At 65.0% G+C, this 17,795-nt stretch carries 16 protein-coding genes; 7 read left to right on the top strand and 9 right to left on the bottom strand.

The window, feature by feature from the left end; all coding sequences use genetic code 11:
* Positions 1-187 precede the first annotated feature (187 nt).
* Both AB0N24_RS21270 and AB0N24_RS21265 read left to right on the top strand, forming a co-directional pair.
* The gene (locus AB0N24_RS21270; RefSeq protein ID WP_364128687.1) at positions 188-952 is read left to right on the top strand and encodes a DUF4191 domain-containing protein; all 765 of its coding nucleotides are present in this window, start codon (positions 188-190) and stop codon (positions 950-952) included.
* A gap of 114 nt (positions 953-1,066) precedes the next feature.
* Positions 1,067-1,423 (top strand): DUF3817 domain-containing protein, encoded by a 357-nt coding sequence (locus AB0N24_RS21265; protein ID WP_364128700.1) that lies wholly within the window; start codon positions 1,067-1,069, stop codon positions 1,421-1,423.
* A 56-nt stretch (positions 1,424-1,479) separates the two neighbouring features.
* Here the strand turns inward: AB0N24_RS21265 and AB0N24_RS21260 are convergent, their stop codons facing one another.
* Positions 1,480-1,917, bottom strand: coding sequence for an RDD family protein (locus AB0N24_RS21260; RefSeq protein WP_364128685.1), 438 nt, complete (start codon positions 1,915-1,917; stop codon positions 1,480-1,482).
* Positions 1,918-2,214: 297 nt separating this feature from the next.
* Between AB0N24_RS21260 and glnA (AB0N24_RS21255) the strand changes: the two genes are divergently transcribed.
* Positions 2,215-3,639 (top strand): type I glutamate--ammonia ligase, encoded by a 1,425-nt coding sequence (gene glnA / locus AB0N24_RS21255; protein ID WP_104175526.1) that lies wholly within the window; start codon positions 2,215-2,217, stop codon positions 3,637-3,639.
* Between the two features lie 185 nt (positions 3,640-3,824).
* On the opposite strand, the gene AB0N24_RS21250 is transcribed toward glnA (AB0N24_RS21255), so the two are convergent.
* The 5 genes from AB0N24_RS21250 to glnA (AB0N24_RS21230) form a co-directional block, all read right to left on the bottom strand.
* Complete coding sequence (locus tag AB0N24_RS21250) at positions 3,825-5,636, bottom strand: S-layer homology domain-containing protein (protein ID WP_364128681.1); 1,812 nt, start codon at positions 5,634-5,636, stop codon at positions 3,825-3,827.
* A gap of 472 nt (positions 5,637-6,108) precedes the next feature.
* Positions 6,109-6,624: a GNAT family N-acetyltransferase gene (locus tag AB0N24_RS21245; RefSeq protein ID WP_364128679.1), complete on the bottom strand. Its 516-nt coding sequence runs from the start codon at positions 6,622-6,624 to the stop codon at positions 6,109-6,111.
* Positions 6,625-6,724: 100 nt separating this feature from the next.
* Positions 6,725-7,144 carry a VOC family protein gene (locus tag AB0N24_RS21240; protein ID WP_364128676.1) on the bottom strand — a complete coding sequence of 140 codons (420 nt, stop codon included), beginning with the start codon at positions 7,142-7,144 and terminating at the stop codon, positions 6,725-6,727.
* A gap of 73 nt (positions 7,145-7,217) precedes the next feature.
* Positions 7,218-10,229, bottom strand: coding sequence for a bifunctional [glutamine synthetase] adenylyltransferase/[glutamine synthetase]-adenylyl-L-tyrosine phosphorylase (locus AB0N24_RS21235; protein WP_364128673.1), 3,012 nt, complete (start codon positions 10,227-10,229; stop codon positions 7,218-7,220).
* A 9-nt stretch (positions 10,230-10,238) separates the two neighbouring features.
* A complete protein-coding gene (gene glnA / locus AB0N24_RS21230) occupies positions 10,239-11,579 on the bottom strand; it encodes a type I glutamate--ammonia ligase (protein WP_104175506.1) in 1,341 nt (446 codons plus the stop codon).
* A gap of 289 nt (positions 11,580-11,868) precedes the next feature.
* Between glnA (AB0N24_RS21230) and panB the strand changes: the two genes are divergently transcribed.
* A complete protein-coding gene (panB, locus tag AB0N24_RS21225) occupies positions 11,869-12,774 on the top strand; it encodes a 3-methyl-2-oxobutanoate hydroxymethyltransferase (RefSeq protein WP_364128670.1) in 906 nt (301 codons plus the stop codon).
* Between the two features lie 64 nt (positions 12,775-12,838).
* Here the strand turns inward: panB and AB0N24_RS21220 are convergent, their stop codons facing one another.
* Positions 12,839-13,003 carry an SPOR domain-containing protein gene (locus AB0N24_RS21220; protein WP_146072382.1) on the bottom strand — a complete coding sequence of 55 codons (165 nt, stop codon included), beginning with the start codon at positions 13,001-13,003 and terminating at the stop codon, positions 12,839-12,841.
* Positions 13,004-13,128: 125 nt separating this feature from the next.
* Here AB0N24_RS21220 and map point away from each other — a divergent pair, with 125 nt between their 5' ends.
* The 3 genes from map to AB0N24_RS21205 all read left to right on the top strand — a co-directional run bounded on the left by map (position 13,129) and on the right by AB0N24_RS21205 (position 15,661).
* A complete protein-coding gene (gene map / locus AB0N24_RS21215; protein ID WP_364128667.1) occupies positions 13,129-14,007 on the top strand; it encodes a type I methionyl aminopeptidase in 879 nt (292 codons plus the stop codon).
* Positions 14,008-14,082: 75 nt separating this feature from the next.
* On the top strand, positions 14,083-14,886 hold the full coding sequence (gene ppgK / locus AB0N24_RS21210; RefSeq protein ID WP_104175503.1) for a polyphosphate--glucose phosphotransferase: 804 nt from the start codon (positions 14,083-14,085) through the stop codon (positions 14,884-14,886).
* A gap of 16 nt (positions 14,887-14,902) precedes the next feature.
* On the top strand, positions 14,903-15,661 hold the full coding sequence (locus AB0N24_RS21205; RefSeq protein ID WP_364128663.1) for an SDR family oxidoreductase: 759 nt from the start codon (positions 14,903-14,905) through the stop codon (positions 15,659-15,661).
* 63 nt (positions 15,662-15,724) lie between these two features.
* On the opposite strand, the gene nrdR is transcribed toward AB0N24_RS21205, so the two are convergent.
* Together nrdR and hisD are read right to left on the bottom strand one after the other, a co-directional pair.
* Positions 15,725-16,219, bottom strand: a complete 495-nt coding sequence (gene nrdR, locus AB0N24_RS21200; RefSeq protein WP_104175501.1) for a transcriptional regulator NrdR — start codon at positions 16,217-16,219, stop codon at positions 15,725-15,727.
* A gap of 109 nt (positions 16,220-16,328) precedes the next feature.
* A complete protein-coding gene (gene hisD / locus AB0N24_RS21195; RefSeq protein ID WP_364128661.1) occupies positions 16,329-17,705 on the bottom strand; it encodes a histidinol dehydrogenase in 1,377 nt (458 codons plus the stop codon).
* Between the last annotated feature and the right edge of the window lie 90 nt (positions 17,706-17,795).

Here is a 17,795-nt window from a genome sequence, read left to right as displayed (position 1 = left end):
GCAAAAAGGGCTGGGAAATCCCCGCAGAACTCGCACACATCGAAAGCTCAGGCACCACCCGCCAGGAAGCCAGCTCCCTGATCGCAGCGCACTCCTAGGACCTTTCGTCACAAACGTGCCCGAGGGCCGGAACCGGAGCACTCCGGCGTCCGGCCCTCAGGCATAAATCACGTAGAATTAAGGCACTATGGCGAATTCCCCTGATTCCAGCAATCCGACTCCGGCAGCCTCCGACGCTCCGAAGCGTGGCCTCTTCTCTCGCAAGCCGAAGGAAGCCAAGGTCAAAAAGCCCAGCAGGCTGAAGCAGATCATCGAAGTCTTCCAGATGACCCGCCGCCATGATCCCATGGTGGTCTGGCTCATGCTGCTGTCCTTCCTGGGCGTCGTGGCTGTCAGCTTCCTGGTGGGCTACCTGCTCGAAAACTGGATCACGGGCCTGATCATCGGCATCCCGCTTGGTCTTCTTGCCGCCACCCTGATCCTCTCCCGGCGGGCTGAGCGGGCCGCCTTTGCCCAGATCGAGAACCAGCCCGGTGCATCCGGCGCAGCCCTCGGCACGCTGAAGCGCGGCTGGATCACCGAAGACCAGCCCGTCGCCGTCAATCCCCGCACCCAGGACGCCGTCTTCCGCGCCATCGGCCGACCCGGCGTCGTCCTGGTCAGCGAAGGCCCCACGCACCGTGTCAGGCCGCTGGTCGATGCGGAACGCAAGCGCCTGGCGCGCATCCTGCCGAACGTCACCGTGCACGTCATCGAGACTGGCCGCGGCGAAGGCCAGGTTCCCCTCAGCCAGGTCGCCAAGAAGATGAACAAGCTGGACAAGGAACTCACCAAGCTCGAAGTGAGCGCAGTGTCCAAGCGCATCTCCTCGCTGGGAAACCGCCTCCCCATCCCCAAGGGAATCGACCCCTACAAAGCCCGGCCGGACCGCAAAGCAGCCCGCGGCCGCTAACAGCACCGTCAACGCCCCGGCGTCCGGCCTTCCCGCCGGCAACCGGGGCGTTTGCTTTGGGACAACCACCACCAGCCGACCACTGTCACGAGCGAAAACGGAGAACCCGTGAAACTGCCCTCGAAACCAGCCGTCATCCGCCTCTTTCGGATACTCGCCATAGCCGAAGCCTTCAGCTGGGCAGCCCTCCTGACCGGAATGTACTTCAAGTGGGTAGCCCGGACCTCGGAACTGGGCGTGGAGATTGCCGGACCGGTTCACGGGGCCCTGTTCATCGCCTACGGAGTGGCGGCATTGGCTCTTTGGCGGCTGCAGCGGTGGCCGTTCCTGGTGGCATTCTTCGCCGGGCTCTCCGCAGTGTTCCCGTTCGCCACCGTCCTGTTCGAACGCTGGGCGGGCAAGCGCGGGTACCTGACCCCGGCCGGCATCGGACGATCCGCAGCCCAAGAGCGCGAGACCGCCAACGTCTGACCCGCTGCGGTCTACGCGGCCCGGCTACAGCCGGTCGGGGCTGGATCCGGCCGTGACTACAGCCGGATGAGGATGGTGTTCATCGCCTTGTCGTGCAGGCCCCGGTGATCCGGGTCAAAGACGGCCGCCGGGATGACCAGGCACAGGAGGACGGTGCGGACGAGCGCGGCCAGCGGTCCTGCCGGAGCGCCGCCCAGGCGGACAACATGGATTCCAGCGAGGCGGTGGCCGATGCTGTAGCCCAGGGTTCCGATGAGCAGGATCTGTTCGGCCGCAAACACGGCCAGCGTTGCCCACGGGTCGCCGCCGAAGGCGAAATTGCTGATCAGGAGCGCCAGGCCCCAGTCGATGCAGATGGCAAGGATCCGGCGCCCCGCCCGGGCCATGGAGCCCGGTCCCGCCTCGGGCAGGCCGAGTCGCTCCCCGGGATATTTGGAAATGCCGGACGTGTCCGGCCCACTGAGCCACGAGCCTATGTCTTTGCGATCAACCACGTATCAAGACTATCTTCTGCAGGAAGACCACCGGTAAGGCCGCTGTGAAATTCCGGGTGAAGTTCACAGTATGGATGCGGATAGACCACAGTGTGGACACCGTATAGCGTTTAGATATCAGGCGGTTATGTAACCTGCCGGAAACAAAGCGGACACGGACGGGAAACCCCGTGTCCCTAGGGTGGTAACAGTTGCTAGCGAGCTGGGAGCGGGGACATTTTTGTGTTTTCGCGCCGTCGGATTGCGCTGGACCATATGGCTTTCAAGCCAGTTATTACATATGCGTAAGGAGCATAGATGTTCAAGACTGCGGACGAAGTCCTCAAGTTCATCAAGGACGAAGATATTAAATTCGTCGATATCCGCTTCACCGATCTCCCTGGCGTGCAGCAGCACTTCAATGTGCCGGCAAAGAGCGTTGATGCAGACTTCTTCATCAATGGCCAGCTCTTCGACGGTTCCTCCATCCGCGGTTTCCAAGGCATCGCTGAGTCCGACATGCAGCTCATCCCGGATGTCACCACGGCGTTCCTGGACACGTTCCGCATGGAGAAGACCCTCGCGCTGAACTTCTCCATCGTGAACCCCCGCACGGGCGACCCGTACCACCGCGACCCTCGCGGCGTGGCCGAGAAGGCTGAAGCCTACCTCGCGTCCACCGGCATTGCGGACACCGCATTCTTCGCACCCGAGGCCGAGTTCTTCGTGTTCGACAACGTCCAGTACCAGTCCTCCCCGCAGGGCAGCTTCTACAAGATCGACTCGGAAGAAGCGCACTGGAACACCGGCCGCGAAGAAGAAGGCGGAAACCTCGGCTACAAGACCCCCGTCAAGGGCGGCTACTTCCCGGTTTCCCCCACGGACAAGCAGGCCGACCTGCGCGACGCCATGTGTGTTGCCCTGGACGAGGCCGGCCTTGAGGTTGAGCGCAGCCACCACGAGGTTGGTTCCGCCGGCCAGGCTGAAATCAACTACAAGTTCACCACGCTGACCCACGCTGCTGATGACCTGCAGAAGTTCAAGTACGTCATCAAGAACACCGCTGACGCCTGGGGCAAGTCGGTCACCTTCATGCCGAAGCCCGTCTTCGGCGACAACGGCTCGGGCATGCACTGCCACCAGTCGCTGTGGAACGGCGGCGAGCCGCTGTTCTACGACGAGAAGGGTTACGCCGGCCTGTCCGACATGGCCCGCTGGTACATCGGCGGACTGCTGAAGCACTCCTCCGCCGTGCTCGCGTTCACCAACCCGACGGTTAACTCCTACCGCCGCCTGGTCAAGGGCTTCGAAGCTCCGGTCAACATGGTTTACTCGCAGGGCAACCGCTCCGCCGGTATCCGGATCCCCATCACGGGTTCCAACCCGAAGGCCAAGCGCATCGAGTTCCGCGCTCCGGACCCCTCCTCGAACCCGTACCTGGCATTCGCTGCCCAGCTGATGGCCGGCATTGACGGCATCCGCAACCGCATCGAACCGCCGGCTCCCATCGACAAGGACCTCTACGAGCTCCCCGCCGAGGAAGCCAAGGACATCCCCAAGGCTCCGGGCACCCTCGAAGAGGCCCTGGACGCACTGGCCGAGGACAACGAGTTCCTGCAGGCCGGCGGCGTGTTCACCCAGGACCTGATCGACACCTGGATCGAGTACAAGTACGAGAACGAGATCAAGCCGCTCTCGCTGCGCCCGAACCCCTACGAGTTCGAGCTCTACTACGGCGTCTAGTCAGACTGCCGGCCTAAACCGCGTTTAGTCCGCAGAAAGTCCGCATCTGCTGCCTCAGCAGCAGATGCGGGCTTTTTTGTGTCACACGGTACAGGCCGCACCGGTCCTGGCAGTGCCGGAGGCGGTCACAGGCGTGCACCTGCGACCGCCCTTCGCCAGTCCCCTTCCGGCCATGGCGGGCGGGGTCAGGCCACGCAGCCGCCATTGCCTGCCACGTAACTGTCGAGACGGAAGATGAAAGCGGCCATCTGCTCACGGGTGACGGCGTCGGCCGGCCGGTAGGTGCCGTCGGCATAGCCGGTTGATATTCTGGCGGACTTCATCCAGGAAATCTCCCGGTAGAAGCCGCTCCCCGGCGTCATGTCAACGAAGGGGGAAACGGCTGGCGCAGCGACGTCCGCGTCTGAAATACGGCACAGCTTCCCCGCGTAGCGGTTGATGAAGGCTGACATCGCCTCGCGGGTGATCGATTCATATGGCCGGTAGGTCCTGTCCGCCCAGCCCGTGGAGAGTTCGGTGAACTTCATCCAGGCAATCTGACTGTAGAAGTCGTGGGAGGTCGGAACGTCATCAAACGGTGACACGGCCGGCGGCGTGAAGTCCGGGCTACCCGCAAGCCGGTACATAAACGCAGCCATTGCCTCCCGGGACATCGTGGTGAACGGCCTGAAGGTACCGTCGGCCCAGCCGGTGGACAACTTTTGGTCGTACATCCAGTCGATCTGGGTCTGGAATGCGGACTGATACGCGTCAACGAACGGCGAGGCGTTGATGGTGACGCCCGCGGACGTGCTCGTCACGTAGTCGACCGTCACCCTCGTGCCTGTATAGGTAGTGAAGGTCTGGCCCGCCTGCCAGGTCTGGTTGGTCGCGTAGTAGCCCGAGAAAGGGAGGGTGGATGGCATGAGAATCAGTGAACTGGCGGCGGTGGCTCCTCCTGACTGGACAATTTTGACGCCCCGGTTGCCGCTGACGGCCGTCGATGTGTCGTAGCCGACAGGCAAGCGCAGTTCCAGGTAGTAGACCTCCTTACTCTTCGGATCGGTGAACTTCACTGCGCGGTTGGCGTCGCTTCCGGCCCAGGCCTTCAGCGTGTATTTCGTGATTCCCGAAACCAGGCCGGCGTTGAGGATCTCATCACCCCTGCCGAATCCCCCGCGGTCCCAGAAGCTGGAGCTGATGGCCGGGATGCTGTACTGCGCCGCGCCCATCAGATCGGTCGTATCGCCATACTCGCGGATACTGCAGGACGTGTCGGCAAATCCCCCTGTGAGACTGGGGCCGACGTCGGCGATGCCGCTGCCGCATTGCAGGCTGTCGGCGTGCATAAGGCCGAGAACGTGTCCGAATTCGTGGGCCACCACGTTGTTGGTGAACTTGCTGGGCAGGGGCATCAGAATACGCCCGCTCGTGCCGTCACTGCTGGCTCCGAAGCCCAGGGCGCCCCACGAAAGGGTGGGCACCGGGACGTAGATCACCAAAGCGGTGTAGGGACTGCTGACCCAGCCCAGTTCGCGGGTCACCGTGTTGGTGATGGTGTAGTAGTCCTGGCCGGAGGTCGCCGAGGACTTGAAGCCCGTCCGAACGGAGGCCACCGACATGGAAAGCCTGTTGTTGGACATGGCCTTCCAATAGTTGCTCGAAGCCGTGATTCCGTTCTTGGCCGCATCCAGGGAAATCCCGCTGGTGTCCGCGGCGCTCTTGTCCGCCAACTGAACCGTAACCAGGGCCACCTTGATGTCCCCGGTCCTGGTGAGGCCGGCGGCGCCTTGGAGTTCGAGGGCCTCAGTGCCGAGTTCCTGGCCCTTCGGCAGTGGGGCAACGGCCGTTTCCGAAGCGTGGGCGGCGTGCGGAGTGCCTTCGACCTCCTCGACAGTGATGTTCCCGGGTGAAGGAGCAGTGGCGGCCATGGTTGGTGAAGCCGGCAGGTATGCCAGCACGGCCGTCGAAAGAAGCAAGGCAGCAACGAGGGCCGCGGATCGCTGAAAGAGAGGCATGGTGACTTTCGTGATGAAGGGCTTAGGCAACCTGGGAGGACCGCCCTGCAGGGGGTCTCCCATTTCCGGTGCCGTCCGTGCACCTGCCGAAATCCCGGAATCGTTTCGGCATTGCCAGCGCGCGAAGCAGCTGGATTCACGGACCCGTGGAGGCTAGGTGCCGGCGCCCCGCATGGTGGCGAACCGGAGGCCGGAAGGGAATCTGGCGCTCCGGGCGCTGATCGTGCCGACTGTGCCGAATATCACGAAGGCGTTTGCGAACCGACGGGGTGAAACGCGCGTGGAGGAGTCAGCTGATGGGCCCGCTCCGCTATTTTGTGCGCGTGACATTCACTGCTCCCCATATCACAGATGCATTCAGGATGCACTAAAGATAGCATGTGCCCCTTCAGTCACATAAGCCCCATGGAGCACACCTGTAAGCGAGCGGGAAAGAAATTAGCGTCCCGGCCGGCGGAACCGAATTGCGCGCTCAGAACGCCCGGTACATGGTCCGCTGCGGTCCGGCGTCGCCGCCGAGGTACTGACCGCGGTCCTCGAAACCGGCCTTCCGGTACGCGGCCTGCCCGGCCGGGTTGCGTTCATTCACGGACAGCACGACGCCGGTCTCTCCCCCGCCCAGCCGGCCGGTGAGTCTGGCCGCTTCACGGACCGCAGCCGCAGCCGCCTGGGTGCCAAGCCCCCGGCCCTGGCGGGTGCGGTCGATGAGGAAGCCCCGCAGCAGCCAGACGGAGTCGTCGTCGTCCCACCCCGCCAGGGACGCCGCACCGCGTTGAAGCGTGAACACACCGACGGCTTCTCCGCGGGAGTCCACCACATAGGGAAACCGTGAGTCCTCTTCCAGCGCTATGAGCATCATGCGCAGCGGATCCCCCGCGAAGTCCTGCTGGCCTTCCGCGAGTCCCAGTTCGGCGACTTCGCCCAGTTTGACTGCTTTGGCGTCGTCGTCGAGGCTCTTCAGGGCGATGAGCCACACGGAATCAGGCATGGATTGAGCCTACCCAGAAACCACGACGCCGGCTGTCACCTGGGAAGGTGACAGCCGGCGTCGCGCTTTGGGCCAGTAGTCGGTGGTTGGCGTGCAGGGGTTACGGCGCCTGGGCGTCGGCAGGCGGCCCGGCAGGGTCCATCCAAAAGACCTCCCAGAGATGGCCGTCCGGGTCCTGGAAGCTGTGGTTGTACATAAACCCGTAGTCCTGGGCTTCCTGCGCAGGGGTGCCTCCAGAGGTCAGGGCCTTCCGGATCGTGTCGTCAACGGCTTCGCGGCTGTCAACGGAGAATGCCACGATTGCTTCGGCGGTGCCGCCGGTGTCCGCTATGCCCTTGGAAATGAACGTCTTGAAATAGCCTTCCACCAGCAGCATGACGTAGGCGCCATCATTAACGATCATGCAGGTGGCGTTTTCGTCGGTGAAATCGGGGTTGAAGGAAAAGCCGAGCGCCGTGAAGAACTCGACCGACCGGTTCAGGTCTTTGACGGGAAGATTCAGAAAGAGTTGCGTGGCCATGCGCTCAAACTAACATCGGCGCCCGTCACCTGTCAGCCCCCGGCACCCCCGGCGCAACGCGCCTCCAAGCCGGCTACTGGCCGTAAAAAACCCGTTCGAAAACCGCGCGGGTCCGCCTGCTGAGCCGCAGGTAGTCCTCTTCGAGTGCTGCCGCGTTGCCCGGCTGGTAGCCGCACCAGCGGGCCACGGCTTCCAGGTCCCGGCGGGAAGACGGCAGGACGTCCGAGGCGCGGCCCGTCCAGATCACATTGGCCGACCTGATGCGGCTCGCCAGCCGCCAGGCCTGCAGCAGCAGCGCAGCCTCGTCCGGCTCCAGGAAGCCCAGTGACGCTGCTGCCTCCAGAGCCGGCACGGTGGATGTTGTCCGCAGTTCCGGGTGCTTTCCCGCATGCTGCAGCTGCAAAAGCTGAACGAGCCACTCGACGTCGCTCAGGCCGCCGCGGCCCAGCTTGAGGTGCCGTGCGGAATCCGCTCCCCGCGGCAGCCGCTCTGATTCGACCCTGGCCTTGACGCGCCGTATCTCCCGGACGTCCTTCTCCGACAGTTCCGCCGGATACCGGATCGGATCGATCAGCTCCACGAAGTCGTCAGCCAGCTCGTCGTCCCCTGCAATGGGCAGAGCACGCAGCAGTGCCTGCGCTTCCCAGACGAGCGACCATCTGCGGTAGTACTCCGCGTACGAATTCAGGGAACGCACCATGGCGCCGCTCTTGCCTTCGGGGCGCAGATCGGCGTCCACCATCAGCACACGCTCGGCGAGGATGGCCGGCTTCAGCGGCTGGGTCAGCAGGTTCGAAATGTGGCCCACCATCTGGGCGGCCTGGTTCTGCGCCTCTTCGTCGGGAACGCCGGGCAGGCCGCGGTACACGTACATCACGTCCGCATCCGAGCCGTAGCCGATCTCGCGGCCGCCCTGCCGGCCCATGGCAACCACGAGGACGCTTGTCTTCAGCGGGCCCGATGCGGCCACGATTCCTTCGGCCACGCGCAGGGCGCCCAGGACGGCGGCGCGGTCCGTGTCTGCGAGGGCCGCCCCTACCTGGTCCTGGTCCAGCAGGCCGGCACTGTCCGCAATGGCGACCCTGAGGATTTCCCGCCGCCGGATCAGCCGGATGAGGCGCATGGCGTTTTCCGGGTTCTCGTGCCGCGACATTTTCGAGGTGATTTCCAGCCACTGGGCCGCGAATTCCAGCGGGGCCAGTTCCTTGTCCGTCCCCAGCCAGGCCACGGATTCCGGGGAGACCTCCAAGAGGTCGGCGATCAGCCGGGAGTTGGAGAGCACATGGCAAAGCCGCTCGGCGGCTGCCGTCGAGTCCCGCAGCATTCCCAGATACCAATGTGTTGTTCCGAGCGCCTCGCTGACGCGGCGGAAACCCAGGAGGCCGGCGTCAGGGTCAACCCCGTCGGCGAGCCACCCCAGCAGGATGGGAAGGAGCTGGCGCTGCAGCGCCGCCCGCCGGCTCACTCCGGCGGTGAGCGCCTCGATGTGCCGCATGGCACCCTGCGGATCCAGGTAGCCCAGGGCGGCCAAGCGGCCCTGGGCGGCCTCCGGTGTCAGGCGTGCATCTTCGCTACTTAGCTTTGCGGCGGTGTTCAGCAGCGGCCGGTAAAAAATGCGCTCGTGCAGTTCCCGGACGGACCGCTTTGTCTTCTGCCAGGCTGCCAGCAGCGCATCGGGGTGCGGCCGTTCACGTGCGAACGGGCCCAGCACGGCCTTCGCGAGGGCACGCAGGGCGTCGTCCCTGACCGGCATAAGGTGCGTGCGCCGCAGCTGGAAGAGCTGGATCCTGTGCTCAAGGAGCCGCAGGTACCGGTAGGCATGGTCGAATTCCGCGGCGTCCGTACGTCCGATGTAACCGCCGGCTGAGAGTGCGGCAATCGCCGAGGTGGTGTCGCGGTGGCGCAGGGATTCGTCGGCCTTTCCGTGCACCAGCTGCAACAGCTGCACGGTGAATTCGACGTCCCGCAGGCCGCCGCGGCCCAACTTGATCTGCCGCTGTTCCTCGTCCGCGGGAATGTTGTCCGTGACCCGGCGGCGCATGGCCTGCACCGACTCCACGAAGCCTTCCCGGTTTGCCGAACCCCAGATCAGGGGCAGGACGGCGGCCTCGTACCGGGCGCCCAGTTCTGCGTCACCGGCGATGGTCCGGGCCTTCAGGAGTGCCTGGAACTCCCAGCTTTCAGCCCACCGTGCGTAGTAGCTCTGATGGGACGCCAGGGTCCGCACCAGCGGTCCGGACTTGCCTTCGGGCCGCAGGTTCGCATCCACTTCCCACAGGCCGGGTTCCCGGCCGATCGACATGATGGCCCTGGAGATACCGGTGGCGAGGGCTGTGCCGATGGTGTTGGCGCGGGCATCATCCAGCTCGTCCGCTTCGATCACGTAGATGACGTCGACGTCGGAAATGTAGTTAAGTTCGCGGGCACCGCACTTGCCCATGCCGATGACGGCCAGGCCGACGTCGGCGACCTCCGCCGCCGAGAACTGCTCCCCCGCTTCGGCCCGGGAGACGGCCAGCGCCGCCTCAATCGCCGCTCCGGCGAGGTCCGCCAGTTCGGCACCCGCCGCGGGCATGAAATCCAGCGGATCAGCGGCACACAGGTCCTTGACGGCCAGGTCCACCACCCCGCGCCGGTATGCAGTCCGCAGCGCCGCGTAGGCGTCCGGACCGGACAACCCGGCCACCGGCCTGCGCGCCTTCGGGTCTGCCTGCACAGACCTCAGGAGGCGCGCGCGGAGTTCCCGGGCGTCGGCAGGGACGGGCTCCGGGCTTGCCACTACCTCGAAGGCGTCCAGGTGTTCCGGATGGCGGATCAGGAATTCACCCAGGGCCTCAGAGGCCCCCAGCACCCGGTACAGCGGCTCGCTCGTATCGATGTCCGCCGCCGCGAGCTTCCGAAGGTCGGGATGCTTTTCGATCAGACGCACCAGCGACTGCAGCGCAGTGTCCGGGCTGGCGGCAAGGTGGAAGCCCGCGAACAGTGCCTCCTGGTCGATTCCTTCCAGTTCGCGGGCAGCGAGGAACCGCTCCCCCTTTTCCAGGTCACTGAAACCGGCGGAGATGAGGCGACGGGCAAGGCTCACCGCAGCCGCCTAGAGGATGCCGAGATTACGCTGCAGCTCGTAGGGCGTGACCTGGAGACGGTAGTCCTGCCATTCGGCGCGCTTGTTGCGCAGGAAGTACTCAAAGACCTGCTCACCGAGGATCTGCGGCATGAGCTCGGAATCCTCCATGGCCCGGATGGCGTCGTGCAGGCTTGCGGGCAGCGGATCGTGGCCCATGGCGCGGCGCTCGGCCGAGCTCAGCGACCAGATGTCGTCTTCGGCTGCGGCGGGGATCTCGTAGCCTTCTTCGATGCCCTTGAGTCCGGCACCAAGCAGCACGGCGTAGGCCAGGTAGGGGTTGGCTGCGGAGTCGATGCCGCGGTACTCGATGCGGGCGGACTGGCCCTTGCCCGGCTTGTACAGCGGGACGCGCACCAGTGCGGAGCGGTTGTTGTGGCCCCAGCTCAGGTAACTCGGGGCTTCGCCGCCGCCCCAGAGCCGCTTGTAGGAGTTCACGAACTGGTTGGTCACGGCCGTGAATTCGGGGGCGTGCTTGAGGATGCCTGCGATGAACTGCTTGGCCGTCTTGGACAGCTGGAACTCTGCACCGGCTTCGTAGAAGGCGTTGGTGTCGCCTTCGAAGAGCGAGAAGTGCGTGTGCATGCCGGAGCCGGGGTGGGCCGTGAACGGCTTGGGCATGAAGGTGGCGTACGTGCCCTGCTGGAGGGCCACTTCCTTGATGACGGTGCGGAACGTCATGATGTTGTCCGCGGTCTGCAGGGCGTCGGCGTAACGGAGGTCGATCTCGTTCTGGCCGGGACCGGCTTCATGGTGGCTGAACTCCACGGAGATGCCCACGGACTCCAGCATGGTGACTGCGGTGCGCCGGAAATCCTGCGCGACGCCGCCCGGGACGTGGTCGAAGTAGCCGCCTTCGTCCACGGGGATGGGCGAACCGTCCGGACCGGGCTCCTGCGACTTCAGCAGGTAGAACTCGATCTCTGGATGCGTGTAGCAGGTAAAGCCCATGTCCGCGGCTTTTGCCAGGGTGCGCTTGAGCACGTTGCGGGGGTCGGCGGCCGAGGGCTCGCCGTCGGGCGTCAGAATGTCGCAGTACATACGCGAGGTCTGTTCCGTTTCCCCGCGCCACGGCAGGATCTGGAACGTCGAGGGATCCGGCTGCGCCAGCATGTCCGATTCGAACACGCGGGCCAGGCCCTCAATCGCGGAGCCGTCAAAGCCCAGGCCCTCTTCGAAGGCACCCTCGACTTCGGCAGGGGCAAGCGCAACAGACTTGAGTGAACCCACGACATCCGTGAACCACAGACGCACGAACCGCACGTCGCGCTCTTCGATCGTCCGCAGGACAAACTCTTGCTGGCGGTCCATTATGGCCTCTTCTCCGGATCAACTTTTTGAAGCCCCGGGTCCGTATTCCATAGAGCCGGCGGCAGCTCACGATTCACTTTACTAAGCATTCCCGCTGAATGTTGGAGCCGGGGGTCCGCGTAACACAGCGTTAACACGCACAGGGCCCCGTAGCACCGGGCAATTGCCCCGCGGCGGCCGCTCAGGACGGCGCCAAGGAGCCGTCAGGACACCATTTTGTGACGCGATTCACCGGCAACGGCAGGCCGCCTGGTAGCTAGGACGCACAGTACCGCATTACGCTCTAGCCATGGCCACAAGCAACAGTTCCGATTCCAGCATGTCCGCTGAAGTACCTGCTCCGTACGGCAACGGCCCCGCCCAGCCGGCCGCAACGACGCCGGCCACCGGCAGGAAGCCGGCGGCCCGAATCCGGACCCACCACCTGCAGCAGGCCAAGGAAAACGGTGAGCACTTTGCGATGCTCACCGCCTACGAGCAGTACACGGCCGAGATCTTCGACGAAGCGGGCATCGAGGTGCTCCTGGTCGGCGACTCCGCCTCCAACAACGTCTTCGGCAACGAAACCAGCCTCCCGGTCACCGTGGACGAGCTGCTGCCGCTATGCCGGGCCGTCGCACGGTCGGCCAAGCGGGCCCTGGTGGTCGCGGACCTTCCCTTTGGAAGCTACGAGGTGTCAGCCGGGCAGGCAGTCGCCACCGGCGTCCGCTTCCTGAAGGAAGGCCTCGCGCATGCCGTGAAGATTGAAGGCGGCAAGTTTTATGCGGACACCGTCCGGGCCATGGTCCAGGCCGGCATTCCGGTCATGGCGCACATCGGTTTCACGCCGCAGAGCGAGCATTCCCTGGGCGGTTACCGGGTCCAGGGCCGCGGCGACGATGCACAGCGGCTTATCGACGACGCCGTGGCCCTCTCTGACGCCGGCGCCTTCAGCGTGCTGATGGAGATGGTTCCGGCCGCCACCGCCGCCGCCGTCGACGCTGCAATTTCCGTTCCGACCGTCGGCATTGGTGCCGGCAACACCACCACGGGCCAGGTGTTGGTCTGGCAGGACATGGCCGGGCTTCGCGGCGGCAAGATGGCCAAGTTCGTCAAGCAGTATGCCGACCTGCGCACGTCGCTGAGCAACGCGGCGAAGGCTTATGGCGACGACGTCCGGACGGGCCAGTTCCCCGGCCCCGAGCACTCGTTCTAGCCAGTCTCCGGCCCCTCCACCCGTATGGGGGCCGGCGTTTCGGGGTGCGGGCTGCTAGCGCAGCCTAATCCTCGTCGCCCTTTTCCCAGGCTTCATTGCGTGCCTTGACTTTCTCCAGGGCATGCTCGGCTTCCGCGCGCGTCTTGTACGGTCCGATCAGCTGGGTCCAGTCGGACATGGCGTCTTCTTCCACCTCGTGGGTTTTGACGTTGTACCAGTACTCGGTCATCGCTGCTCCTCGCATTCTGCAGGCTCCCTGCCTGCCGAGAGTGATCCACGTAACGTAAAGCTCCATCGGGTTCCGATGGGACTTTCCGTTACATGGGCTTCCATGCCGCCTTATATGATCAATCTATGCCTTCTCTTGCCTCGACTGCACCCACCGGCACGCTGGTCCCCGGAACCGTCAGCCCGCAGCTGCCCGTCCCGGCATCAATTCCCCGCCCCGAGTACGTGGGCAAGCCTGGTCCGGAGAAGTTCACCGGCTCGGAAGTAAAATCCGCCGAGACCATCGGGAAGATCAGGATCGCCAGCCGGATCGCGGCCCAGGCCATCATGGAGGTTGGCAAACACATCCGGCCCGGCGTCACGACGGACCAGCTGGACAGGATCGGCCACGAGTTCCTGCTTGACCACCACGCGTACCCCTCAACCCTGGGCTACCGGGGCTTCCCCAAATCGCTGTGCTCGTCACTGAACGAAGTGATCTGCCACGGCATACCCGACAGCACGGTGGTCCAGGACGGCGACATCCTGAACATCGACATCACCGCCTTCATCGGCGGCGTCCATGGCGATACTAACTTCACCTTCCTGGTAGGCGACGTCGACGAAGAATCGCGGCTCCTCGTGGAGCGCACCCAGGAATCGCTCAACCGCGCCATCAAAGCTGTTGCTCCAGGGCGCGAAATTAACGTCATCGGCCGCGCCATCCAGTCCTACGCCAAACGTTTCGGCTACGGTGTTGTCCGGGATTTCACCGGCCACGGTGTTGGCGAGGCGTTTCATACCGGCCTGATCATTCCGCATTACGACGCTGCTCCCGCGTACAACACGGTCATGGAAGCGGGCATGGTGTTCACCATTGAACCGATGCTGACGCTGGGAACAGTCGAGTGGGACATGTGGGCTGACGACTGGACCGTGGTGACCCGGGACCGCAAGCGGACGGCCCAGTTCGAGCACACCCTGCTCGTCACCGAGTCGGGCGCTGAAATCCTCACTCTGCCCTGATTTCCCGGCCGGCCCCACACCGGCACCTTTGCCCGCTACGCCCATTGCCCGACACCAGCCACGAACGGAATCACATTGGCCAAGAAGGACGACAAGTCAACCAAGAACGCCCCGCTGATCGGCATTGACATCGGCGGCACCGGAATCAAGGGCGGCATTGTCGACCTCAAGAAGGGCAAGCTCGTAGGAGACCGCTTCCGCGTTCCTACGCCCCAGCCGGCCACGCCGGAGTCCGTTGCCGAAACGGTGGCCACGGTCGTCGAGGAGCTCAACGCACGGCCGGACGCTCCTGCCCTGGATTCCCCGATCGGCGTGACCTTCCCGGGCATCATCCAGCACGGTGTGGTTCACTCTGCCGCCAACGTGGACAAGTCCTGGCTCAACACGGACATTGACGCCCTGCTGACGAAGCGCCTGGGCCGCCCGGTCGAGGTCATCAACGACGCCGACGCCGCCGGCCTCGCCGAAGCCCGTTACGGCGCCGGAGAGGGCGTCTCGGGCACGGTCCTCGTGATTACGCTCGGAACAGGCATCGGCTCGGCCTTCATCTTCAACGGCAAGCTGGTCCCGAACGCCGAACTCGGACACCTCGAAATTGACGGTTTTGACGCGGAGAGCAAGGCGTCCGCCGTGGCCCGTGAGCGGGACGGCCTGAGCTGGACCGAATACAGCGTGCTCCTGCAGCGCTACTTCTCCCACGTCGAGTTCCTCTTCTCCCCTGAACTGTTCATCGTCGGCGGCGGCATTTCCAAGCGCGCCGACGAGTACCTACCGCACATGAAACTGCGTACGCCGATTGTGCCGGCCGAACTCAAGAACGACGCCGGGATTGTCGGCGCCGCGATCGAGGTCGCACTGACGCACAAACTGGCCAAATAGGCCGGGCGCCGATTCCGTGGCTGCCGCAGGCAGGGGTGTTGCCATCGTCACCGGGGCAAGTCGGGGAATCGGCGCCGCGATCGCCCTCCGCGCGGCGGACGCCGGATACGCCGTGCTGGTCAACTACTCCGCCGACGCCGCCGGTGCCGCGTCCGTGGTGCGGGAAATCCGTGGGTGCGGCGGGAATGCGCTGGCCCACCAGGCAGATGTGAGCGATCCGGCTGCCGTTGGATCGATGTTTGACCGGGCCGCGGGCCTGGGCCCCGTTACCGCCGTCATTAATAATGCCGGTATCACGGGCAACCTGATCGGTAACCTCGCGGACGTGCCGGCGGCCACGGTTCGCCGCGTCATGGACGTCAACGTCTCCGGCCTCATCTACGTCTGCCAGGAAGCCGTGCGAAGACTTAGCACCGGCACGGGCGGGGCCGGCGGGTCCATCGTGAACATTTCATCCACTGCCACAAAAGCCGGGTCCCCGGGCACCTGGGCGCACTACGCCGCGTCCAAGGGAGCCGTGGATGTGCTGACCGTCGGTCTGGCCTCGGAGGTCGCCGCGCAGGGAATCCGCGTCAACAGCGTCGCGCCCGGAAGCACGAACACCGGGCTGCACGCGGCGGCGGGAATGCCTGACCGGGTGGAACGCCTGAATCCGACGATCCCCATGGGCCGTGCCGCTGAGCCCGATGAGGTGGCGGCTGCGGTGATGTGGCTGTTGTCAGGCGAAGCCGGCTACGTGACGGGAGCCGTACTGCCTGTTGCCGGCGGCCGCTGACCGTCCCTCTGGGGGTGGTGCCGGTGGTGGCGTCGGCTTCCCCTCCGCTGCCACCACCGGAGTCTAGAGTGGGCTCTTCTCGGAGTTCTGGCCCTTGGCCTTCGCTTCAACTTCTGCTTCATGGCGAAGGATGGAGATGGCCGTCTCAAAGTCCTCCAGGGACTCGAATGCCTGGTACACACTCGCAAAGCGGAGGTACGCGACTTCGTCCAGTTTCTGGAGCGGGCTGAGGATGGCCAGGCCCACCTCGTGGGCGTCGATTTCCGCGGCACCGGAGGCCCGGATGGTTTCCTCAACCTCCTGCGCCAGCATGGCGAGGTCGTCTTCGGTCACGGGCCGGCCCTGGCACGCTTTCCGGACCCCGTTGATCACCTTGCTCCGGCTAAATGGTTCGCCAACGCCGGAGCGCTTGATGACGGTGAGGCTGGTGGTTTCCACCGTAGTGAACCGGCGGCCGCATTCCGGGCACTGCCGGCGGCGGCGGATGGCGGAACCGTCGTCGGCCATCCGGCTGTCCACGACGCGGGAATCAGGGTTGCGGCAAAACGGACAATACACGTTGTTTCCTTCCCCTGCCGAACTTCGATTGGCCGGAATACATTCTTCCAACCTCAGTTTACGACTAGATGTAGCTGAATAACAAGCCTGTAATTACTACATGTAGTGGTTAGGCGTCGCCGGCGAACCGTGCCGTCACGGCCTCGCCGTGGGCCGGAAGGTCCTCTGCCCCGGAGAGGCTAACGATGTGCCCGCTGACCTTTTCGAGGGCCGACTTGCTGTAGTTGACCACCTGGATGGCGCGAAGGAACGTGGTGACGTTCAGGCCGGAGGAGAAAGCAGCCGTCCCGCTGGTGGGCAGCACGTGGTTGGAGCCGGCGCAGTAATCCCCCAGGCTCACGGGGCTGTAGTCCCCCACGAAGATCGCTCCCGCGTTGCGGATGCGTGCCGCAACGGCCGGCGCATCCGCCGTCATAATCTCGAGGTGCTCCGCGGCGTAGGCATCACAGGCAGCGATTCCCTGTTCCAGGTCGTCCACCAGCACCACGCCCGACTGCGGGCCCGACAAGGCCTCCCGCACCCGGTCGGAGTGCTTGGTGAGTCCCGCCTGCACCTCGAGTTCCGCGCGGACGGCCTCCGCGAGGGCTTCGGAATCGGTGATGAGGACCGACGCCGCCTTCGGGTCGTGTTCAGCCTGGCTGATCAGGTCGGCCGCGACCAGCGACGGACGGGCCCCGCTGTCCGCCAGGATGGCGATTTCCGTGGTGCCTGCCTCGGAATCGATGCCGACCACACCCTTGACGAGCCGCTTGGCCGTGGCCACGAAAATGTTGCCCGGCCCGGTCACCACATCCACCGGATCCAAGGCTGCCTCCGGGTCCTCCGCGGGAACACCGTAGGCGAACGCCGCGATGGCCTGGGCGCCTCCGATGGCGTACACCTCCTCAATGCCAAGCAGCGCAGCAGCGGCCAGGATGGTGGGGTGCGGGAGTCCGCCGAAGTTCTTCTGGGGCGGCGACGCCAAGGCAATGGAGGCAACGCCGGCCGCCAGCGCGGGGACTACGTTCATAATGACCGACGACGGGTAGACCGCCAGGCCGCCGGGGACGTAAAGTCCCACGCGGCCCACCGGCACCCAGTTCTGGCTGACGACGGCACCTTCGCCCAGTTCGACGTCGATGTTTGCCGGCCGCTGGCTGTCGGCGAACCTGCGTGCGCGGTGGATGGATTCTTCCAGGGCGGCCCGGACTGCGGGGTCGAGGTTCTCCAGTGCCGCATGCAGCGCGGCGGCGGGCACCCTGGGGTGTTCCTGCTCGACGCCGTCGAACGCCTTCGCGAGCTCGCTCAGCGCAGCGAAGCCCCGGGTGCGGACCGAAGTGATGATGTCCGTAACCTTCTGCTCGGCGTCCGCCATGGTCTGCTGCCGCGCGCGGGGAACAGCAGCGCGGAGCCCGGCCAGGGAGAGCCGCTGGCCGCGCAAATCAATGGTGCGGTAGCTGATGGCCGTCGTGGTGGTCTGTGCGGGGCTGTCCGGGGAAGTGGTCACCAGCCCATTTTACGTGCCGCGGCGAGAGCTTTGTTCAGTGTTAAGTCCACGTGGGTCAGGCTCCTACGGGCGGCCTCCCCCGCCCACGGG

This window comes from Arthrobacter sp. NPDC093128, assembly GCF_040683875.1.
In the GTDB taxonomy this organism is placed as follows: domain Bacteria; phylum Actinomycetota; class Actinomycetes; order Actinomycetales; family Micrococcaceae; genus Arthrobacter.
The sequence above is the reverse complement of the archived record's forward strand: the minus strand, read 5'-3'. Positions and strand labels throughout refer to the sequence as shown.